General features: G+C 54.7%; 12 protein-coding genes. 6 read left to right on the forward strand and 6 right to left on the reverse strand.

Going from position 1 to position 22,522, the window contains the following annotated elements; translation table 11 throughout:
• Nucleotides 1-357: 357 nt before the first annotated feature.
• From L0962_RS13215 to L0962_RS13235, 5 genes are all read left to right on the forward strand, one after another.
• Complete coding sequence (locus L0962_RS13215; protein WP_234086906.1) at nt 358-4,479, forward strand: hypothetical protein; 4,122 nt, start codon at nt 358-360, stop codon at nt 4,477-4,479.
• Nucleotides 4,479-6,662 carry a hypothetical protein gene (locus L0962_RS13220; protein WP_234086907.1) on the forward strand — a complete coding sequence of 728 codons (2,184 nt, stop codon included), beginning with the start codon at nt 4,479-4,481 and terminating at the stop codon, nt 6,660-6,662. Before L0962_RS13215 ends, L0962_RS13220 begins: the two co-directional genes overlap by 1 nt.
• A gap of 212 nt (nt 6,663-6,874) precedes the next feature.
• Nucleotides 6,875-9,262, forward strand: a complete 2,388-nt coding sequence (locus L0962_RS13225; protein WP_234086908.1) for a TerB N-terminal domain-containing protein — start codon at nt 6,875-6,877, stop codon at nt 9,260-9,262.
• The gene (locus L0962_RS13230) at nt 9,259-10,554 is read left to right on the forward strand and encodes an ATP-binding protein (protein ID WP_234086909.1); all 1,296 of its coding nucleotides are present in this window, start codon (nt 9,259-9,261) and stop codon (nt 10,552-10,554) included. The genes L0962_RS13225 and L0962_RS13230 overlap by 4 nt, the downstream gene beginning before the upstream one ends.
• Nucleotides 10,523-12,769, forward strand: coding sequence for a DEAD/DEAH box helicase (locus L0962_RS13235; RefSeq protein ID WP_234086910.1), 2,247 nt, complete (start codon nt 10,523-10,525; stop codon nt 12,767-12,769). Before L0962_RS13230 ends, L0962_RS13235 begins: the two co-directional genes overlap by 32 nt.
• Nucleotides 12,770-12,801: 32 nt before the next feature.
• Here L0962_RS13235 and L0962_RS13240 read toward each other — a convergent pair whose 3' ends face one another.
• The 6 genes from L0962_RS13240 to L0962_RS13260 all read right to left on the reverse strand — a co-directional run bounded on the left by L0962_RS13240 (nt 12,802) and on the right by L0962_RS13260 (nt 21,038).
• Nucleotides 12,802-15,426, reverse strand: coding sequence for a hypothetical protein (locus L0962_RS13240; protein WP_234086937.1), 2,625 nt, complete (start codon nt 15,424-15,426; stop codon nt 12,802-12,804).
• 2 nt (nt 15,427-15,428) lie between these two features.
• A complete protein-coding gene (locus tag L0962_RS13245) occupies nt 15,429-16,280 on the reverse strand; it encodes a hypothetical protein (RefSeq protein WP_234086911.1) in 852 nt (283 codons plus the stop codon).
• Nucleotides 16,277-17,263 (reverse strand): hypothetical protein, encoded by a 987-nt coding sequence (locus tag L0962_RS18335; RefSeq protein WP_367398030.1) that lies wholly within the window; start codon nt 17,261-17,263, stop codon nt 16,277-16,279. The genes L0962_RS13245 and L0962_RS18335 overlap by 4 nt, the downstream gene beginning before the upstream one ends.
• A gap of 1 nt (nt 17,264) precedes the next feature.
• Nucleotides 17,265-18,287: a GTPase-associated system all-helical protein GASH gene (locus L0962_RS13250; RefSeq protein WP_234086912.1), complete on the reverse strand. Its 1,023-nt coding sequence runs from the start codon at nt 18,285-18,287 to the stop codon at nt 17,265-17,267.
• A gap of 16 nt (nt 18,288-18,303) precedes the next feature.
• Complete coding sequence (locus tag L0962_RS13255) at nt 18,304-19,590, reverse strand: metallophosphoesterase (RefSeq protein ID WP_234086913.1); 1,287 nt, start codon at nt 19,588-19,590, stop codon at nt 18,304-18,306.
• 266 nt (nt 19,591-19,856) lie between these two features.
• Entirely contained in the window at nt 19,857-21,038 is a 1,182-nt protein-coding gene (locus L0962_RS13260; protein WP_234086914.1) for a tyrosine-type recombinase/integrase, read from the reverse strand.
• Nucleotides 21,039-21,216: 178 nt separating this feature from the next.
• Here L0962_RS13260 and L0962_RS13265 point away from each other — a divergent pair, with 178 nt between their 5' ends.
• Nucleotides 21,217-22,248, forward strand: a complete 1,032-nt coding sequence (locus L0962_RS13265) for a DNA-binding protein (RefSeq protein ID WP_234086915.1) — start codon at nt 21,217-21,219, stop codon at nt 22,246-22,248.
• Nucleotides 22,249-22,522 lie beyond the last annotated feature (274 nt).

A 22,522-nucleotide genomic window follows, 5' to 3' on the forward strand; every position in this document is an offset into this window, starting at 1 on the left:
AATGGCAGCTATGGCCGAACTCCTGACCTACTGGGGGTAATGTCAAACGAGATAGGGTAGGAACCTCGATGGTCGCTGATGGAGGGGAAATTTTAAACAAAGGCGTAACGGAACTCTGTGCTGTCGTCGACGAACATATGTAGGCGATGTATGCTTATGCCATGGTTGATTTCCTCGTCGATAAAGGCATGCTTCGAGACCTCGCAAAAGCCATCTATTGGTTTTTAGCGCGGGGACATTCTGTCTTTCTGAGTTTTGAGCGCCGGGGAGTGCTGCAATGAGGATGTCGTCGCCCCGCTTGCTGGATCAGCTAGACACCTCTTGGGATTTGTTCGATGTATTCGAGCAAGCGGGCGAATGACCCAAAAGCCATCTCGGACCGCAGCAGCGATTTTTCTCAAGGGCTTCAAGGAACCCTATTTACGCTCGAATGACCGGCCGTTCATCAAACTCTTGAACTGGTACACGGGCATCGGAAAGACTTACAACGCTGCAGCCTTCAGCATCGAGCTATTCCTCAAGTGTGACGTCATCCCCGTCTTCATTGCGCCACTGCAATCGCTGGTTTCTCAGTTCAATAGCGAAATACGTCAGCATGAGCAGGCCAGGAACTACGCCGACGATCTTGAACGGGCGGTGTTCGAGTATGGTGCGGACATCCCAGTCTATCGGCTGTACTCGATTGATTACCACGTCAACGACCGTACCTTCTTCAGCGCTTGTCTTGCGCTGGTGCGCTGGTTCGACCGCCACCCCAAAGTTGTCGCGAAGATGGAGCGCTCGCCCAAGCACGCGGACACCGAGAAAAGCATCCGCAGCCGCATTCAGGAACTGCGCGCCAAAGCGGCTTCGTGCGAGCAGTCCAATTTTCTCGGAATGTCCACTGCGGACGATACTTACGAGGATACAAGAGCGGCGTATTTGAAGTCGGCAAGACAAGCCCGCAGTCTCGCCGACAGGTTCGTCTGGAAGCTGATTCAGTTGGATGTAGAAAGCCGGTCCGCCGATCGTGACGAAGATCGGCACATGCAGGCTCGAGAGGTTGCGGAACTCGTGAGACGCCTTCACCCGCTCCAGGCCTTTCTTGATGCGCCAGGCATCGTTGTCAGCACGGCTTCCAAGGCGCAGGTGGCACACAAGGTCTTTGCGGCTGATGGGAAGGGTGGCTTCAAACAGCACGACTGGGAAAACCTGCCGCTGTTCCTGGAGGAGCTCAATCGAGACGGGAGTGCCCTTGGTCTGCTGGTGTCCCGGTGTCCAGATTCCGCTCGCGTTGTTACGTTCGTCGATGAGGAGGAAGACTCCTACTGGTATTTGTTCGAACAGCGCAAGTCGGTGGTGAACTCCGGAGGCCGGAATGACCTGAATCTAGTCATTACGGAGTTTTTCCAATACTTCGACCTGAAGTGGCCGATGGCTTTCGAGCGCCTTGAGCGGTCTGGCCCACGGCGAGAGCTGGCGTACAAGGTATACAACCACCTGGAGGACTTCGCTCGTATCAGCAAAGGCCTTGAGGATGAGTTCAAGCTGGAAGCCGAACGCACAAAGGCATCGTTCATCCTGCCGCAGCGCAGGGTGGAGCTTTTGCGTACCAAGCTATTTGAACTGTCCCCGATCGCCGCGAATCATTTTACCGACGAGGAGTTGTTGCAGGTTCTCACGCAGCTTCATGAGCGTAATGATGCCCATGCGGACTTTAAGCGGTTTCGTCAAAAAGCTCGGGTCCTCCAGCGGATTCGCTCGTACGTGCAGGATATTAGGCAGCCCGGTCAGGGTACCGATTACGATGTTTTCGTGAATTTGCACGACCTCGTAGTGAATAAGAAATTCTTCACCATGAGTCGTTCGACGTACGGCGAGGTCTTGGACCAGCCCGGACAAACCTTTTTCACCGAGTCAGCCAGCGTGATGGATACCGAATTCCTGCGCCAGGTACAACTCATGAAAGACACGGCGCATCAGACCATCCGCTTGCTGTACCACGATGGCAACATCCCCGAAGGGGCGTATAGCCTGTACGACTACCTTCGCTTGGTGATCTTTATGGCGCGCGTTTTGGCGGTGACCAGTGGAGAGGATGCCATCGAGATGTCCAAGGTGGACCAAGAGCGCTACCCTAGCCTGGACAAGTTCCGCTCAGATGTGCGCCGGCTATTCGACGGCAAGACCGCTTCCGAGGGGCTGGAGACCGAGGTGAGCGATAAGGAATTGCTCACGGACTCATTTTTGTTCGAACACACCAAGTCCGTTGTGACGCTGGAGGAGAGCCGCAACCAGGCCGAGGAGTACAACAAGGAGGCGGACATCTGCCTCACCCTGACCATTACCTCCCTACGTGCCACACCCGAGGAGGACATTGTTCGAGCCCTCGGACGAACGAACGGCGTATACCTGATGAGCGCCACTGGCGGTTTGGATTCCGCCTCGTCGGGTGCCTTCAACACGAAACACCTACGCCGCTATTTGGAAGAGCGCGGTGGCCATTTCTCAGAGATGGGAGACGACGAACTGGAGGTGGTTGGCGCCCAGGCACTGGAGTTCCTGAAGAAGAGGGAGCGGAAGGTCGTAATCCTCGACGACGAAGACCCAGCACCCACGTTCGAGACTTCGACGGCATTCAAAGGATTGTACCAACTGTTTGATGATGCTCGCCCAAAGAAGGGCGAATCCGGCTACGGGCCGTTGAATAGACACAAACGGCACGAACTGCAGGGCTTGGTCGCCAGCCTGGACAAACTTATGGCAACTAGCATTCGCTCGGGCCTCGTTCTGTGCCAGACCACCCAACATGTGAAGAAATGCCTGATTCGCTTGGCCAACTCTTCGCTGGGGCTAGTCACGCAGAAAGACACTACGGGCGACTATTTCGTAGTGAAGCCGCGGGCTGTACCGACTTATCACGAATTTGGGGAGGCCGAAGAAGTTCATATTGTTCTGTACTCGGCGGAACGCTTCCGAAAAAAGGACCGCACCAAAACAGGCGCAACTGAAGAGGACGACGACAAGGGGCAGTTCAATAAGGAATTGGAGGATGCGCTGGATATCAGCCGCAAGAAGGTACTGCTTTGGACGGCATATGCGTCGGCCTCTCGCGGTATCAACTTCCTGACCAAGCAGCACGGAACTGAGCGCGATTTCGAACTGTTCTGCCTGCTCAATGACCCTTACTACACGCGGCATACTCGACCTGGCTCAAGCGGCTTCTCGATGGAGATGTTCCAGAGCTTCGCGCAGGTACTGCGAGATGACGTTCCAGAGTGGGCGGCCATGTCCAAGGGCGATCTGCTGTTCGAGTATTCGCGCAATCGCTGGAAACGTCTGCGTAAAGAACACGTCATCGACATCACTCGGACGGTGTTCCAAGCCCTCGGCCGCGGCGAACGCCGGCCCAATGAGAAGATGCGGTGCCAATACCTGTATGTCAGCTCGGAGGCCGCTCGAATGGTTCATCTCGGCCTGCGGCACGCACCCGAACTGCGCAAACGGGCTTCTCCGGCGCAGCGTGCAGTCCTAGAAAGGCTGGCCTTGCATCATCGCAAGACAGGTATTTTTGCGTCAGCGGCCGAACGGGAGCGCCATCACATTGAGAGCCTGCAGAAGGCGGTGGCCTTTAGGGAGTTCACCAGTTCGATGCCAGCTCGCTTCCGGTCTGACCCCGCAGCCCGTACGACGTGGGAGCTGCTGTTCCGCTCCACTATGTTTACAGATCCGGTCAAATACCAGGAGGAGCTGTGGGCCAGCGGAGTCTCTGAGGCTTACTTAAACGGCTGCTTTGTGGAAGTACCAGTTGGTGCCGACGTCTACACCAGGCTGTTCGCCATGGCTGGCATGTCTGATCTGGTCATTACGGATGCCGAGGACGGAACGGAAGCGTTCGATTGGGCGGGCATGGTGGCGCCCGATAGTCTGGTGTCGCGCCTCTCGGAAAGCACACACCGCCTGCTGAAGGAGTGGCGCGGTATCCGTCTGGCGGACAAGACCAAGCGTTTGCTGCCGCAGCCTTGGTTCGTGACTGAAATCATGAAAGGCTACATCGCGGAGCTTGAGTTCGAGCAGTACGTTGGCGAGCAGTTCAACGTTTGGGCGAAGGACCTGCAGTTGGGTAGTGGCCCGGTTGAATATGTTCAGCTTGAACAGCATCCGCTTTACGCCGAGCTCTACCAGCTCTTTGACTACTACCTGCGGCCGGCTCCGGATGTGTGGGTGGCAGTGGACTTGAAGAATTGGACCCGGAACACCGACAGCCTCAAGAAACTGCAGTTGCAGGAGACTGCAGAGAAGAAGCACGCCAAGCTTCGTGACCTGCTACCAGAGGCCACCGTGCACACGCTATACGTAAACTTGCAGGGCGCCCACAAATTTGCAGTGACCCGCCCGCCGCAGGGCACCATTCGCTTCATGGCCATGTACGTACAGAACACCGGTGAAGCCGGGTGGATGCCCAATGCGAACCTACGCGACGCCATTCTTGGAAAATAATGTCAATCCAAACACTTGACCCCCAGGTCACAGCGCATGCGCGGCTGAACGCGCTCAGATTCAATTGCTCGGTGGCAGAGGCAGCGCAGCATCTGGCTCAGTGGCAGGCTGGCCAGGGTAGTCTGCTTGTGCCCATCCCTGTGGCGATGCCCAAGGGGGAAGAAGGGGCTTCTCGCGGCGCGGGGATTTTCCGGGAAAGAGCCAAGCTTGTGCGAGCCGAAATCGCCAAGGCGCTTGACCTAGACGGAGAGGCTGCTTCGAAATTGTCGTTTACGATGGCCGGCAAAGATGCTTGGTACCTCGGCCCACGCCCGAAGCTTGATGTTCCGTCGATGCTGGCCGCGGTGGCCGCGCAGCCGGCCAAGTTCATTGAGCTCATGCTGATGAAGGAGTTGATCGAATCCGCGGCCTTCGAGGAGGACACGTTCATTCGAGGCGGCTTTGGGCCAAGTGTGTACCTGGGTAGCGTCAGCCAAGCATCGAAGAAGTACCTCCAGTTAGCGGAAGCCGAGTTCGAGGTTAACATGAAGCACGGCCTCGTGCTATGTGACGTCAAGTCAAAACGGTTTGCTCGCAAGGCTTCAGCGGACTCCGAGACTGCCGCGGCAACGCGTCTCGCCTCGGCAGGCGAAGGCTACCTTATAGGGGTGACCCGCATTGTCCCGGACGATTTTTTCGAGGTTGACGCACGTAAGAACCCGATGGAGGGCCTGAGCCTCGACCGCGAGAAAATCAGGCGCACCCGGCTGTACTACCTCAACGTGCTCACAGAATTCGCAGCTCGCTTGTTCGTCAGGGCAGGTATTGATTTCGCATGCCAAACCTTCGTTGCGACTCACTACGTAGACAACGCGTACATTCCCCTCGAGCCGCTGGCGAACCTGCAGCGTCCCTTGGTCGTGGTGAATACCACGGCGGAAGCAATGGAACACGATGCCATCGCTCCATTGGCGAGGTTCCCAGAGTACTTGCCTGGCTATCACGTTGCGGGCAACAAGAAGACGCATTTTCTGGCCCCAGATCTGCGGGTTGCGGATAACGTACCCGTTCAACTCGATGGTGACGTGAATTACCTTTTCCTGAACGGTGAAGGCGATGAGGAGTCTGGGAGCATCCGCCTGGCTAAGGGTGTCCCGGGCAGCGACAAGCAGCCGGTACGGCCTGAGGTTGCATACACTGCACTGGCCAAGGGTGAGGGTAGGGCGGACCCATACACGGAAGCGAAGTTTCACAACCTGCTCGCCAAAGCGATTTTCCAAGTAGCCACACAGGGCCTCAACTACGGCCCCAGAGCCCTTGCAGCGCTCCGACCGGGCAAGGCGAAGGACTCTGACGCCCGGCAACTACAGGAAGCTCTCAAGCGATGCTTCGTGGAACTCTCGCTCAAAGAGGTACTGCTGGGCAAAAAGCCAATTATGGCCCCAGCGATGCCTGACCTTGTCCCTCGGCAACTGACACTTATCGCAACTAGGCGCATCAAGCAGCCAGGCCGCCAGGCACCTGAACAGATGGTAGCGGCTGTCGACGTAATGGTCGAGGGTGGTACGCTATCCGTAATACAGACTCGCCGCACCCCGTGGGGGAAGCCCAGCGCTTTGCTGGAGTTCGTCGCAGAGTTTCCCTTCCTGCAAGAGAACGGCAAAAGTTGGATTCGGGACGGGCAGTTCTGGGTCATTGATGCCAAGAAGGGCGACAGGTTGACCGTCTGGGCCGGCACGTTCGTCCCCAAAATTATCCTCAATGACGCGTATTCAGGCATCGAAGCAGCCATCGCTGCACAGGACAACCTCCAAGCTGCACAGAAAGAGGAGGGCGGCGAGGGCCGGCTTCTTTCCAAGAGCCGCGACTTCAACTTATTACCGTATTACATCTCGATGTTCAAACCGGAGCACTCGAAGCACGGCGAGCGCATTGGGCTGAAGATGCCTGTGCAGGACTGTGGTTCGTGGGTACGGCTATTTGTACCGCCGGAAGGCGGTATGAATGGCTCCGGAGACGCGCTTTCCGGCATGCGAGACGTAATGCACTATGCCGCCGACGGTACTGTCAGCAAGGACGGTCTGCTGAGTCTGCCTCTCGTGCAGTTGTACTTGCACACCATGACCAATGGTGTGCTTGTTGGGGGAGACAATTCAAAGATGAGTGTCCTTGAGAAGCTTGCGCGTTTAGCCTTGGAGAACTGATCCTCTTTGGCAATTTGGGCTGGTTGCCCAAATAGTTCAAGGCGACTCAATTCTAGCCTTCGGCTTTGCAGGAGGACGCCAACTAAAGCGCCTCACCCTTGCTATGGTCAAAATCCACAGCCATGGAAAATATGTCGTTGCCTAGCCATGCCAAGCGACTTACGATCATGCCTGTGTGGTAATGACGAATCAGAGGGGAGCACAAGCGCATCGTGGCGAAGAAGAATTCAGCAGGGCGTGGATTGATTGTTGGTGCGGCCCTCATCATCGGGCTCCTGGCCTCAGTCCCCAAAGAGATCTGGATTGGCCTCATCGTCTTGGCGATTGTCGTCTGGATCGTCCTGAAATTCACGAAAACCAAGGACACCGCCGCTCTGCCTAAGCCAGCGCCGGTTCAAGCCAGGACAACCACGCCTGCACGATCTGTTGTACCTCAAGCCGGGGCTTCCACCAATAGCGCCAAGCAATCCGAGGTATTTGTCACTGTTAGCGTTACAAGAACGCCTGGCAGCGATGAATACCGAATCCCGACGCCGCTGGCCGGCGCTCAGGCAAAAGCGCGCTGGATCCCCGCCGGGGAAGCCGTCACCGTCGCCGGAGTCACTGTTCCGGGGGGAATGATCTATGTCGGCACCGGCCTGAAGTCGGGATACTACGATGTCGATCCTGCCCTAATCAACCCGAACCTCAAGGTTTCCACCGCTGATGTCGATATCAGCCTGGCGCTGACCGATTACTGGCCAAGCTACTCGAGCATTTCGTCGGATGCCCGAAAGGGCTATCTGCAGTGGCATTCCAGCGACCGCAAGGCGCCGCAGGCCAACATCGGCTACGTCTTTCTATTCTTCTACGGATTGGAACGCCGAGTTCTCCTGGAGGCGCCGACGGAACCTGTCGCTAAGGCGGACATTCCAGTCGTTGCGACCGAGGTGCAGCGGTTGCTGGATCTCTACGGCAGCAATTACTCATTCCGGAACTACGCGAGCGAATTCCTAAGCTATATCGCTTTGGACGGAGTCAGCGAGAAGTCCTATCTCCGGCCACCGCCGGTCATCACGGAATACTCCTTTGTCCTCCCCTTATCGCTACGCGTCGGCCTCGGACAGCTGGCGGTGGACCAGAAGCCGGTACCTGCTGATTGGGCTCTGGCATGGGCACTGGCCGATCCGAACATCTCGCGTCGTACGGCTGTAACCCGCTGCGCGGATCTGTTCGCCAGCTTGTTCAAGCAGAAGTATGCCGAGGTCCATGGCGAGGGCTTCATCCTCAAGGTCAATCGTACCAAGCTCAAGGTCGGCTACACACCAGCCTCGGCAGGACTCCGCTCCTTCGATTTCACCCGCACGATCGGGGATCTGCCCGACGTGTCGGCGGTGAAGACGCCGGTCGCCAAATTGCAGGAGTTGGTCAACGAATGCACGAGCGCGCTCGATCCCTACAGCCGGTATATCGGCCGCCATCCCGACAAGGCGCAAGCGCTGGAGGGACTCCTGCAACTACCGGCCGAGCTCTGGCCGGCGCCCGTACGGGCGGAGCTCGATGACCTCAAAAAACGCGTTGGAGATGGCATGATTCTCGTAAGCTTCGGCGAACTGTCCGGACGCCTGAAAAGCGCGGGTGGCTTGACGCGCGACAAGGTGCTGGGCCTCGCCCGGGCCCTGGAAAGCCTCCACCTCGGCCTGGAACCCGACGTCTTGGCGGGCGCCAAGACGCCGAAGGCGGAGGATAAAATTGCCCTGTTTGCCACCCATCCGGAGGATGGGGCAATACGTGCGGGGCCGGCCTATTCAGCGGCTGCGTTGACGCTCGACCTTGCCTGCGTTGCGGCGCTGGCTGATGGCGAGGCGTCGGCCCATGAACTGCTGCACATTACGAAACAGGTGGATTCCTGGACACATTTGAGCGAAGCCCACCGGAAGCGCCTCAAGGCCCATCTGCGGCTCGGAGTCGACCAGCCGGCCACCCTGGCGTCTCTCAAGAAAAAACTGGAGCCTTTGCCGGCGGATGCCAAGCGCTCGATCGTCCGCTTCTTGGCGCATCTCACCCAGGCCGACGGCAAGGTCACTCCCGAGGAGGTGAAGTTCCTCGAGCGGGTCTACAAAATGCTGGGGATCGAAGCCCAACAGGTTTATTCAGACCTGCATGTCCAAGCTGCGACCGGGGCGTCCGTGGCTGCTCCAGCCATTGGCGCCTCTGTCGCACCGGCCGAGCCCTCTGGTTTTACTCTCGACGTCGAGCGCATTGCCCAGCTACAGAAGGAAACCGAGGCGGTGTCCGCGCTGCTGGCGAATGTCTTTGCGGAGGAAGCACCCGCCGAAGCGGCCATCGACGAGGCTACGTTGGCCGAAGAGGTACCGGAGGTGACGGCCGGGATATTGGGCCTGGATCACGATCATTCCGCCTTCCTGCGTCAATTGATTGGTCGGCACGCTTGGCCGCGGGACGAGTTGGCCGACATGGCGGCTGACATGGAATTGATGCTGGACGGTGCGCTGGAACACATCAACGAGGCCATTCTGGATTCGTTCGACGCGCCGCTTGCCGAAGGCGACGACCCCATCGAAATCAACCAAGAGCTTCTGGAGAAACTTCCCCTATGAGCACTATCCGCGCCAAAGACCGTGATGCCGTTATCCAATCCCTGCGAGCCGGCGTCGTGCCGCGCACGGGCCAGCACCTGATCCAGGTCGGCCGCGTCAAGGAGTTGGAAGCGCTGATGAAGGACGTCGAGCGCATCGCCGACAGCGGCTCTGGCTTTCGGGTCGTCATCGGCGAGTATGGCTCCGGCAAGACTTTCTTCCTGAACCTCGTTCGCGCCATTGCGCTAGAGAAGAAGCTGGTCACCATGCACGCGGATCTCAATCCAGACCGGCGCCTGCACGCGACCGGTGGCCAGGCGCGCTCGCTCTACGCCGAGCTCGCCAAGAACCTCGCCAGCCGCACCAAACCCGAGGGCGGTGCGCTGGCCGGCATCGTCGAAAAGTTCGTGGCGCAGGCGAAATCGGAGGCCAAGGCGAGCGGCATCACCACCGAGGAAGCGATCCGGCAACGACTCGACCACCTGACAGAAATGGTCAATGGCTACGACTTTGCCGAAGTCATTGCCGCCTACTGCCGAGGCTTCGAAGAGGGTAACGAGCAGCTCAAAGCCGATGCCATTCGCTGGCTGCGCGGTGAGTTCACCACCAAGACCGATGCCCGGGCGGCCTTGGGCGTGCGGACCATCATCGACGACGCTTCTTTCTACGACCAGCTGAAGCTGCTGGCGCGGTTTGTCCGCCTGGCAGGCTACAGTGGCCTGATGGTCTGCCTTGATGAGTTGGTCAATCTCTACAAGCTCTCCAACACGCAGGCCCGAAACTCCAACTACGAGCAGATCCTGCGCATCCTGAACGATTCCCTACAGGGCTCGGCCGAGGGCTTGGGATTCGTGCTGGGCGGAACCCCCGAGTTCCTCATGGACACGCGGCGCGGGCTCTACAGCTATGCCGCACTGCAGTCCCGCTTGGCGGAGAACACCTTCGCCAAGGCAGGCATGGTCGACTACTCCGGGCCGGTGATGCGCTTGGCCAGTCTCACCCCGGAGGATTTCTTCGTCCTGCTGCAGAAGCTGAGGCATGTCTATGCGTCGGGTGAAGCCGCTCAATATCTCCTCCCGGATCCCGCCATTCCCGCCTTCATGGAGCATTGCGCCAAGCGGTTGGGCGATGCCTATTTCAGGACGCCGCGGACCACGATTACGGCCTTCATTAACCTGTTAGCCGTGCTTGAGCAGAACCCCGGCTCCGATTGGAAGGAACTCATCGGGGTCACCGAGGTGGTCGCCGACAGTGGCGGTGCAGCCGATGTGGCAGTCGAGAATGACGACGAGTTCGCCAGCTTCCAGCTCTGACTCACAAGGATTCGCACGGCTCGACGAGCGCATCCAGCGCTGGATCTGGAGCGAAGGCTGGACCACGCTGCGGGACGCACAGGAGCTGTCGATTCCTGCACTCATCGATGCCGACCGGGACGTCATCGTGGCGGCCGCCACGGCGGCAGGGAAAACCGAGGCGGCCTTCTTTCCGATCCTGACGCACTTGCTGCGTCACGAGCCGGACATTGGCTCGGTCCTCTATATCAGCCCACTAAAGGCGCTGATCAACGACCAGTGGGGACGGCTGAACGATCTGTGTGAGTCTTTGGAGGTGCCGGTCGTTGGTTGGCACGGTGATGTAGCCGCCAACCGTAAGCATCAATTTCTCAAGAATCCCCAGGGTATCCTGCTGATTACCCCGGAATCGCTTGAGGCCCTGTTCGTCATGCGCGGTTCGTCCATGCCTGGGCTGATGGCCGGGGTTCGATACATCGTGGTCGATGAGTTGCACGCCTTTATCGGATCGGAGCGTGGCAAGCAGCTGCAGTCATTGCTGCATCGCATCGAGCGGGTGGCGGGCCGGTCGGTACCTCGCGTAGGCTTGTCGGCCACATTGGGTGACATGAGGTTGGCAGCGCGCTTTCTTCGCCCGTCGGCCGGAGACAAGGTGCACTTGATCGTGGCCCAAAGTGGTGGTCAGGAGCTGAAGATCCTGTTGAAAGGCTATACGGAAACGCCGCCGCGGATCGAAAGCGAACCAGAGCTAGAGAATCCGGAGTTGGAAGATGTGGTACCTGGCAGCGTGGTGGCGGTAGCAGCTCACCTCTACCAGGCCCTGCGCGGCTCAAACAACCTTGTGTTTCCCAACAGCCGGCGCTCAGTTGAGATTTACGCCGATTTGCTGCGCCGTCACTGCGAACGAGAGTGCCTCCCCAATGAGTTCTGGGCGCACCATGGCAGCTTGGCTAAGGACTATCGGGAAGAAGCGGAGCGGGCTTTGAAGGATGGAGCTCGCGCGGCGACTGCCATCTGCACGACGACCTTGGAACTAGGGATCGATATCGGCTCAGTCAAGAGCATCTGTCAGGTCGGGCCGCCACCATCCGTCGCGAGCCTTCGACAACGGCTCGGTCGATCGGGACGCCGAAAAGGAGAGCCTGCGATTCTCCGTAGCTACTGCATTGAACCCACCCTTGAACCGAAATCCAGCATTTCGGACAACCTGCGGGAAGGACTGGTGCAGTCGGTGGCCATGATCCGCTTATTGATCTGCGGGTGGTTTGAACCTCCTCGGGTCGGTGGCATACATGCCTCAACCCTGGTCCAGCAAATACTCTCGATCATCGCTGAGCGTGGCGGTTCGCATGTCCGCGAACTATGGGGGACGTTGGCTGCTGAAGGGGGGACATTTGAGGGACTGTCGCGGGAAGATTTTCTGCTGTTGTTGAAGCGGATGGGGGAACTACATCTTCTGATCCAGGAGAGTTCTGGCCTTCTCCTGCATGGAGAGCTCGGTGAGAAGCTTGTCAATCACTATGAATTCTTTGCAGCATTCTCCAGCGATGAAGAGTTCCGCTTGGTCTGCGACGGCAAGGCGCTGGGCTCTCTGCCCGTGACCCGGCCTCTCGTGCCGGAGCAGCGGATCATCTTTGCGGGCCGTCGTTGGAGGGTCTTAGAGGTGGACGGCGACAAGAAGCTCATTGTGGTTGCTCCGGACAAAGGCGGGGCGCCACCGGCCTTCGATGGCAGCGGAGCAATGGTGCATGACCGAGTCCGGCAGGAAATGCGGGTAGTCCTGGCGAGTAGCGATAGGGTGGCATTCCTCGATGAAAGAGCTCAGGCGCTATTGGAGGAAGGGCGGAACTATTATCAGCGCGTAGCCTTGGATGCCAATCAGGTCTTAGAGCGAGGTAACGAAATCTGCTTGATCACTTGGCGTGGCGACTGGGTCAATGACGCCCTGGCTTTGTTGCTAGCTCGATATGGTTTGCAAGCCAGCAACGAAGGGCTGGTGGTGAATATCACTGGAAGCACAAAGGAGCACGTTCTTGAGGCTTTGGGTGAGATAGCAGAACTCGAAAATATAGATCCTGTGTTTCTATTAAACGAGGCCAAAAACACCTTACGTGAAAAATGGGATTGGACGTTACCAGAGGCTATAGGGCGGCGCTCATTCGCCTCACTTTACTTAGATTTAGCTGGTGCCCTGAACACGGCTCGGTGTATTGCTCCGTCGAAGATTGAGCGCTAGGGCGATAATGTCAAACGAGGCAGGGCAATGGCCTACCCCTTGCGTTCGAGTAACGACAAAAATTTGGAACGCAATGTTTCAGGAAGATCAACGAGGTCGGAGGCCATCCGTTCTAGATATTCCCGACCACTCTTTTTTCGCATTAATATATTGATGACCTCTTGTAGTTCATCTACATAAATCGCCGTGACGATCAAGTTTGAAGGTGGCCAAACTGAGCCAAGAAACGCATCCACGAGTTCATTTCTCGCCGTCCTACAACGATCCCAATCGACAAAAATGAAGTGAGAAAGGAAGGATGGCGTCGACCGCCCTTGCCGTAGATTCTCATACACAATTGGAAAGCAAGTTACTACAAGTGAACTTACGTCTAAATGTTTTCGTTGAAATGCATATTCAAGAGCCGTTGATGCTGCGCGAAACTGAGCTGATTCTGCAATATTTCCAGAGAATTGGATAAAGTCCGCCCAACTGTCAATCGCGTCCTTACTAGGAACGAGGCCATGTCTTTTGCTAAGCGAATCAGATAAGTCATCGACGCTAGGCGCGATATTCGACTTTATAGAATCTGGAGCACCTTCTAGCAGCATTAAATTGTTTGAAACACGCTCTACGTCAGATCGTCCTCCGACAAGCATCAAGACCAAGTCGCGCGGTGGTACTTTATTGGCATGGCTGTTAAAGAAGGTCGCCGATTCGTTGAGCTCACAGTTCGCGCGACCGGTCAAAATACCTTCAATTCCCATTGATACGAGGCGATCCGCGACATGTGCGTCAACACACGGAATTAGCGAACCCACGATGTGAATTGACCGATTGAGCACAGATTGCGACTGCACTAGCAATTCGGCCATATGCCTTGCTGTTTTTGGCAGCCCAGTTTCCAGCAAACTGATTAGGATCTCAATAGATCGCTCTGGCAAGGCTCGAATTTCCCATTCAGTCGCTCGATCTACAAGCATTTCCGACCATCTGCTCTTTCGAGACCGTTCTGAGGCTGATGTGAACAGCCAATTCACATCTTGCTCATTCATGCCGACCGTGGATATGACCACGCAATCGATCGCGGAAGAGGAGGGGAGACAAACTAACGCCGAGCGCAGCGCCCCAAGTTTCTTAGGATCATCGGCTGCATCTCTAAGTGCGAGACCGAATTTTTCGATCTCAAGTTTATTTGCCCCCCACAGTGCCTTAACAGCACTCGATATTGACGCCGGGGTTGATGAAATCAGTAATACTTTAAGCGATTCTTCCCAGCCAGGTGAGCGAAGATGCGGCAGGATATTTCGTCGCAATCGTGATCGGCGCACCTGATCTCTTGTTTCAAGAATCGCAGCCAGATGCTGATACGTTTTCAAGTCTTCCGCTTCTTCGACCATTTGAATGAAGCGACCGGCAAATTTCTTGCTAAAACCAAGCAGAAGCTGCACGGCATCTCTTCCAAGTCCGAGGACAGGGGCTATCAAATTTGTCAGAGAAGAGGATGCCGCCAAACCATCACCTATACCCGCGACCATCACGACTGGAATTGGATTTTCCGGGGCGCGTGCCAAGGTATCGAGTGCTGCACGCGGTTCTAGGAGCGATGCTTCAAGGGTGTGCTTGCGGATCTTGCGCAGAATAGTCTTTGGAGGAAGCGAGCTTGGAAACTTGCCGAGGAGAGTTTGCAGATAGGCCAACAGATCGGGGGGGGCAAAACTGCCGGCAGCCAACTCGAGTGATCTATCCACCAAAGGGAACAAACTCTCTATCAGTTTTGGGTCTTTCCTGGTACTCGCGATGTCCAATAGCCCGAGTACTGCTTGCGGTGATGATTCTGCCCGCTGTTCCAGTTCATTCCACATCAAGTAGAGACGTAGTGTTGATTCGTCTATATCGTCGGAAGACAGATTGAGGCTACCAAAGGCTCCAAGAAGGGGCATTGGAATTGGATTCTCGAAAATACGCTGCGACAGAAACTCGGTCCATCTGTGACGTGGTTTAGACAACGATCTTCCATCAATCTGCCTGCCTTGCCAGTGGCCATAGTTAGACCATGCACCGCTCGGTGCAAACAATAAATCGAATGGTCGGCCTTCAATTCCTCTGGGCGAGTATGCATGTGTGCATGCAGAAAAAGAACGTCTCAGTGATGGCCAGAATGCCTCCATTAGGCGCAGTGTGACTAGGTCTGCGTTTGGTGTGTCAACAATGACAATAGGCTGCCTAGATTCCAAAAATAGGGCTTCTAGCAACTCAGCAGTCATGCCATCACGAATTGGCTTAAAAGGAGCGCATGGGTTTGATGCAACGACGATATCGCTTACACCAGCATCCGCCCGTTTGAACTCCTTTAACTCTGAATACAGTGCAGCAAGAATGCCCGTAGAGGATTCCCAGAACGCAATTGGAACTATGAGACTACGGGTAACAACGCAACCCGCGCGGGCGGCGGAAAAATCTTGCCACGTACGCGCGAACACGTAGTAGTTAGCACTTGGTAGAGGGTAGAGTGTCAGATAGGCGTCGAACTGGTCTCCCGGACCAATCGGGCCGGCCAAATCCGACAGGCGATCAATTAGATCCTGGTCTCTCTCCTCTAGTTTGATACTGGAGGAAATCAACTCATGCCCACCTCGGTAGGCGTGCACTTGTTGATGAACCACAGATTGTTGCATCGTCACGTTATTAGCCACTGAATGGGATGCGTTACATCCTTATCCTGAATTATCTGGCCATTTTCTTCAAAAACCACGTAACCAGCCCCTTTTAAGCCACCACCGTTTAAATATTGTTCGCGAAATTGTGCATTTCCGACATCGCCACCGAGAATGCTAAGTCCAAAGGTCCGAATATGCACATCGCTCGAATCTCGAAGGCGACCAGCAAACAGAGGGAATTGTTCTTGTATATAGGTTAATGGAGATTGGGTGCGTATGTCCGGAGGAAGAGCATCCCACGCTGTCACAATAATCGCGACCTTAGGCTTGCCATTTGCTTTTGAAAGAGTGTTCTCAAGCATGCGCAAAAGCTCACAGAGTGATACCTGTGTTGGTATAGCATCTACAGCCTCATTTTCACCGAGGCCACTCGCAAGTAGCTCTTTAGCAGTTACCCAATCAAGCGGATCACAATTTTCTTCGCACAGAGCACGTACAAATAGCAATGCTGATTCCGTACCTTTGATAATTTCAAGCCATTTTGGTGGAATTTCACTCGAACTTACGACCTTTTTCCACAATTCTCCTCTGACATCCGGCACCACAAGATCAGCTGATATATCGTTTCGATCAATGTGTGTGATTCCTATAGCCAAGTCATGCTCGCTTTCTTCAAGCGTGGTTTCCGAACGTGGCGCGAATTGGCCGATTAGTAGGTGGTGAAGTAACTTTTCGACATACTCAATCTTGTCTGGGGGAAGTGGAGCACGAAGAGCTCCTTCGTGTTTTACGAGCGCGCCCCATAGCCTTGCAAGAAAGTTACTTTTACCTGAGTTGGGGCCGCCTACTAGGATAACTGTGTGAGCGCTCATACCTCGCCCCCCCTATAGTCGCCAATCGATCTAGAACAACCAGAACGTTCCGCCTCAAACCACCGCTGGTCTCCGACTGATAGACATAAACCATCTATCAGTTCCGCTATCCCCTCGCCGGCGACGGTAGTGGAATGCTCCTGCGCGAAGGAAGCGATTTGATGAATCCGTACATCGATCCCTAGCTCTCCAGCAAGACCCAACAAAGGGTCAAAAATGCTACTCGTGAGTTGCCCATAGTCTTTGTGAGTCGCAACCACCGTAATGGTGGGGACGATCTGCCCAAGGTACGCCTTTAGGCGTCTTAGAACCATCTCACACCGATGGAGGGCGTGCTGCTTTGTTGCATTGTCATGTAGTTTCCTCCCGTCTACAAACAGCCAGATCGCTGAGCAGGATTTTAGAAACGCTAGTCGATCGGTCCGGTTTGTATCAATCAGCGACTTTGTCCATTCGCCAGGAAGATCGGGCAACAAGAGGTCGAGATCAAAGCCATGGCGAGTTGAATGAAGTCTAAGGTGAAGATATCCGGCCGTACGGTTGTCGGCTATTTCGGTGTGGGCAGTCAGTTGGTCAGGTAACGATGTAGTGTCCCATCTGCGGGCGCCGCGGCTTAACTTTTCAAGGGCCATCAGGCTCAGACTATTACGAAAATCGAATCCCTCTAACAGTCCTTTTGCAACGAGCAAATACAAGCTAACAAGAGCGGCAGTTTTCCCTGAGGCAGGAAGTCCGAGAATTCCAACCTGTGTGCAAGGGCGTTTTGAGGCAAGCCGCTCAGCTAAATCGCGATCAAGTGCTAAGCTAGGAGGTAGTCGGACATTTGAGTCGGGCGCGGCGAGCACAGGGGGTAACCCAAACGCTGGTGGCGTACTTGCAGACACCGTTTCGACGAGGCTAGGGCAAGCGTCAAGTGAATGGTTTAGTAAGCATTTGCCTGTCTGGGCAACAGTGCAATCTGGATTGCTGCAAGACTTATTCATACTACACACTGTGGCTGTTTGTCAGGCGAACCGTTCCGATCTCAACCATTAAACGCTTTGCCCATTCAATTGCTGGAAGTTGCTGCTCGCTAAAGGGGGTATCAACATTGTCAAAAAGTCCGCAAAGCAAAGGAAAGGCACGTGGATACTTGAGCGCTTCGACAAATTTTTTGTCGTGCTCTTCCAGTTGCGTCCGATATTCGAATGCTGCATTTCGCAATTCGCTAAATCCTACTTCTTCGTTGGCGCGTATTTTTGCAAGCGCAACATATACGTGAGCTGTAGCGGGAATGCGGCGGAGGCGGTTCGCCGTTTCAAACGAAGAAAGAAGCAGTGCCTGTGCAGTCGACATGGAGGAAATTCTACTGTTGCCTATAGTGCTCCAGTCGCCAATTGCCCACCAAAGCAGATTAAGTTCTTCTCGGTCCAAAATGGCATTTGATCGTAGTGGTTGAAGTACCTTATTCAGCGCAGCGTTGATCTTTTTTGCGAGTTCAGAGGTAGCTTCTCCTTCTTCAAGCGCGACGTCGAAATCGGGAACGGCCTTTCTCTCGCGCTGTTTATCTGCTGCCGCTGCAACTGCCGCATCGGCGGCCTCAATGAGCGCGTTTTTGCACTCCTCTAGCTTGGGAGCTAGCACTGTCATAGGGCCGCTCAGCGCCGAAAGCAAAGTGACTGTGAAGATCTCGGCGGACGTGTATCCGTTGCTACTCGGTTTGCACTCAGACAGGACGTTATAGGCTGCCGCCAAGGCACAGACCAGCATTTGGAGCTCATTGTCGTTGCGAGTGAATGAGCTACTAAATTCTTTTATGGAAGACTCAACCATTTCAGCGAGAGCATCCGGCATCGTGCCAGTCGACAAGGCTGTAGCAATACCGTCGGCATACTCCCAAAACTTTTTTGGAACTCTCGATGCTCGGAATTTTTCTGCGAGATCAGCGATTGCCTTCGTGCGTTTGTCAACATAGTCATCATCAGGCGACGGGTTAAAAATTCGAACTAAACTTGCAACATCGTTCATATCTCGTCCTCGGAAATTACTTGCCATATCCAGTGATTGCAGCCTCTAACTCAGTCAAGAGATTGGTGGCTCTTGCGCGGTCCAAGCAGCGCCGTTCTAGAACGTGGGAAAGTGGGCCTTTCCACTCGGCGGGCAGCAAAGACAACTTGATTAAAATAGCTAAACGCTCTTTTTCATTTAGATCACGAAAATAGCGAAGCAATATATCTGCGAATTGATCGCCCATGTTTGCCCCAATACTATTGGTGCTCGGATTCGCTCGCTGATGCGAAGGTGCCGTTATTGTCGGGGGCCCGGGCAGAAATCCTTTTGCATCTCGAAAGTTTGGACATGCAAGCTTGAAGTGTGGGCCTTGTCCTTTAAGCAGGTCTGATGCGTCATCGAATGCGGTAATTTTTTTGTTCCATGCTCGAGGAAGCACTTGTACTGACAAAGCCTCTTCTTCTTCAACCCAAGAAAAAATCAAGATGTTGTAACAATAGTTGACTCCATTTTCGATTTTCGGAGGTACTGTTGCGCCTGCAGCAAGGCGCATTAAATCCCCGCCACCTTCAACGGGTTCAATATGCACAGCGGGATGATGTTCGTGGCCCGATAAATAAACCCGGGCGCGACTCATAACGTAGTTAACTGCATCCTCTGAGTCTTGAAACCAGTTCATCGGGTGGTGAGTCAACACGACGAGTTCTTCGCCGACAGTTCTGGGCAGAACCCACTGACGCTTTCCAAGTAAGAGCCGCCCTTCCGTGTCATTCGCGGCACAGATCAGAGCCGAATTGACCCCGACAAATCGCAACGTTCGCCCGTTGGCAAGTTGAACGACTCTGCTCCCTGCAAGTCCGCCTTCGTTATCAAGCGAACAGTCGTAGGCTTCCGCGAAAAGACGATAATCACTAAATCTCGCGAATAATCTATCGCGATCACCCTCGTCTTTAAGGTACTTGGTTAGCTTTTCTTCGCCATGGGCCGCAATGGCAGCCAACATATCCTTGGTTGATTCACTCAGCGTATCCCTGTCAATATCGTGATTTCCGGGAACGATTTGCACGTGGGTGCGTTCGCAGTCAATTGCTTTCGTAAGCCTGTCGAGCCATTGTCCCGCCAAGTCATATTCGACCTTCTTGCCGCTGTATGCAATGTCTCCAGTGACCAAGACACCGCCAACTTTTTCAACGTTAATGGTCGACAAAGTCACTCTGCAATCATCAATTAAGCAGTTCTTGACGTCGTCGTTCACAACGGCTAATCCGTCACGCTCTTGGCCAAAGTGAATATCTGACAAATGAACGAATGCGATGCGCATTTTATCCCTAGGTTTGATGTGTCTATCACGCATAGACCTCTTACGAGGTAGCGCCCACTTTTATAATGCTATCGGTTTTATTCAGCCTCGTGAACCTATTGCGACACTCGTATGCGCACATCGTCCATTCGCCCGGTAGGCATCCTCCAGCGGTAATTGAATATCAACACTATAGAGTGCATAGAGCACTAATCTCGGCAACATGGTGCGACACTGGTCGTTAAGCTGGTATGCACCCTGGGCAGGAGCGGCGGAAAACAAAATGATCACCAGCCGAGTCTGTGTTTAGCCTCAGTCTCTTTGTGCCGTTTATCATCTTCGGTATGCAGATAGGTGTTCGTCGTCGAAATAGAACTATGGCCAAGGTTATCGCGAACATGCCGCAAATCCATCGTATCGGCCATATTCGATCCTGCAGTGTGCCGCATCCAGTGCGCCGACGCATCCTCGACCATTTGAGCGAGGTGTTCAAACTCAACTCCGCGATCGCGAATTCGGGACGCTGTTCGATTGAATACCTCCTTGACGATCAAATGCACCGCGCTCCGCGTTAGTGAGCGTTGTTTTCCGCCAATGGGCAGGAGGAGGGGAGTGGGCTCTCCGGAAAGAGGTAAGGGCGACAACCCATTTTCACGACGATAGCGGGTTAGCTCAACAATGAGTTCAGCCGTTGCTGGAACCAAGCGGGTCTTGTCACCCTTGCCGGTGATTTCCAGCCACCACCGGTCTCCGCCTTCCGAATCACGTCGGCAAAAAAAAGCGCCCATTGTGTTTTCAATGACCTCGGAGATACGTAGGCCACAGATGTAGAGCAAGGAAAACAGCCAGCGGACACGATGAAAATGTTCGCGCTCCCGATCAGTTTCGCGCGGCATGGTTTCAATCGTCGTTTTGACCTCAAGCCAAAGCTCATCGTCAAGGAATCGAGTAATCCGCGGCTTGGCTTTACGCTGCCGCTGGCGTGACAGCGACAACGGGTTTCCGGCCAGATAACCAGCGTTGACTAGCCAAGAAAACATCGTATTGAGGATGATGATCGCCTGCCGCTGACTGGTAGGGGCGAGGGGGCCTGCAAAAGGACGCCAATCCGGATCAAAACGCGACCATTTTCGACCTGCCTTCATCACCCAGCGTTCAGCCGGTTGGGGATTGGCCAAAAAACGCTGATATACCAACAGGTCCTCGTGGGTCAGCGAAGACAAAGGCTTTCCGAGTTCCAGAGTCGCCCATAACAACAGACGCTCGGATTCCTTGCGATAGCTATCAAACGTCGTGCGCGTATCGACAAAGCGGGCCAACCAAGCTTTCAGGGCATCAATGTCAGTTTGCGCGGCGATCTGGGCATGACCGAGCAACGAACGATTACTACCAGTCCGTCCATCGAGGTGATCCGGCAAGCGGACTAATTCGAGTGGCGCAATGGCTGTAACGGGGATCAAATCGCTCATTTTTTTTGGCTTCGCAAGTCTGGCTACTTTGCCGTAATTGTAGCGCCGACATAATTCGACAGTATAGTCGTAATGTCAAATTAATTAGGCTGGAAGTTATATATACAACGTTATACGTTGTATTATTTATTTATGAATCTATATAGTCCGCCGGATTGGTGGCTACAGGAGCGAAAGCATGAGCACAGAAGCCAAAATCATCGCGGAGATTGAAGCCCTCAAGGTTTATGGTCTCGAGACACAGTATCTGTATCGCGAGGTCTGCACCATTCTATTTTTTCGCTACGGCATTACACCCACGGCCAATAAGCTCTACCAATACGTACGAAAAGGGAGCATGTCCGCGCCAGCAGAAGCCTTGGCCAAATTTTGGTCTGACTTGCGTGAGAAGAGTCGGGTCCGGATTGAGCATCCGGATCTGCCGGAGGGTCTAAAAACTGCCGCGGGTGAACTGGTGGCGTCACTGTGGTCGCAGGCACAAACGAGTGCCCAGGATGGCCTCGTCGTCTTCCGTCAGGAAGCGCAGGAAAAAGTTTCTGAATCTCTAAAGGCTGTTGCTACTGCAGACCAAGCTCGCGTAGCCGCAGAAGCAGAGTCGAATCAATCCCGAGAAGCCCTTAGAGCGGCCAATGAACGGATATTGGATCTTGAGCGTCATCTGGCGGGGGAACACGCCAGAACTCAGTCCCTAGAACAACAGATTGAGTCAGCCAAGCGCCAACACACTACGTTAGAGGCCGCACTGGCTGAAGCCAGAAAAGACTATTCCGCTGAACTCGAGAAATCACGCCAAGAGCTCCGGCGTTCCGAGGATCGTTTGGCCGCTAACGAGAAGCGCGCCTTGCTCGAAATCGATCACGAACGTCAGATGGTAGTAAAAGCACATCGCGAGCTTCTACAACTCCGAAATAGTAGTCTTGAAAACGAGGAACAGTTGCGGTTTGAACTGGCCGCCAGCAAGGCCGAGTTAGCCAATACAAGGCAGCAGTTAGGTGTTACCGAAGGCAGACAGGAGGAGCTAAAAGCTGGAAATGAAAAGCAACTAGAAGAGCTGGCTGCGCTCCGCCTGACTCTGGTCAAGCAGGAAACACAATTGGCTTTGTTGCAACGGGAATTAGAACTCGCTCTGGCTGCATCCAAACAACTTCAGGAAAGTATTGCTTCAAAGCCCGCAATGCCTAAAGTGGCGCGGCGAAACAGGAAGATCTAACGACAAGGAGCGGCTCAGCGCCACCTTTGTTGGAATGGGGAGCTAGTTTGCGAACCTGCCATACATCTGTCGGGGGGCTAGTTTGGGGTAGAAGGGGCTAGTTTGTGGCCTGAAAATATCCCAATCCAGGGGGCTTATTTGTGTCACCTGACTCTGCATCCAAACAACTTCAGGAAAGTATTGCTTCAAAGCCCGCAATGCCTAAAGTGGCGCGGCGAAACAGGAAGATCTAACGACAAGGAGCGGCTCAGCGCCACCTTTGTTGGAATGGGGA

Origin of the sequence: Azonexus sp. R2A61 (assembly GCF_021401135.1) — a bacterium.
Classification (GTDB): domain Bacteria; phylum Pseudomonadota; class Gammaproteobacteria; order Burkholderiales; family Rhodocyclaceae; genus Azonexus.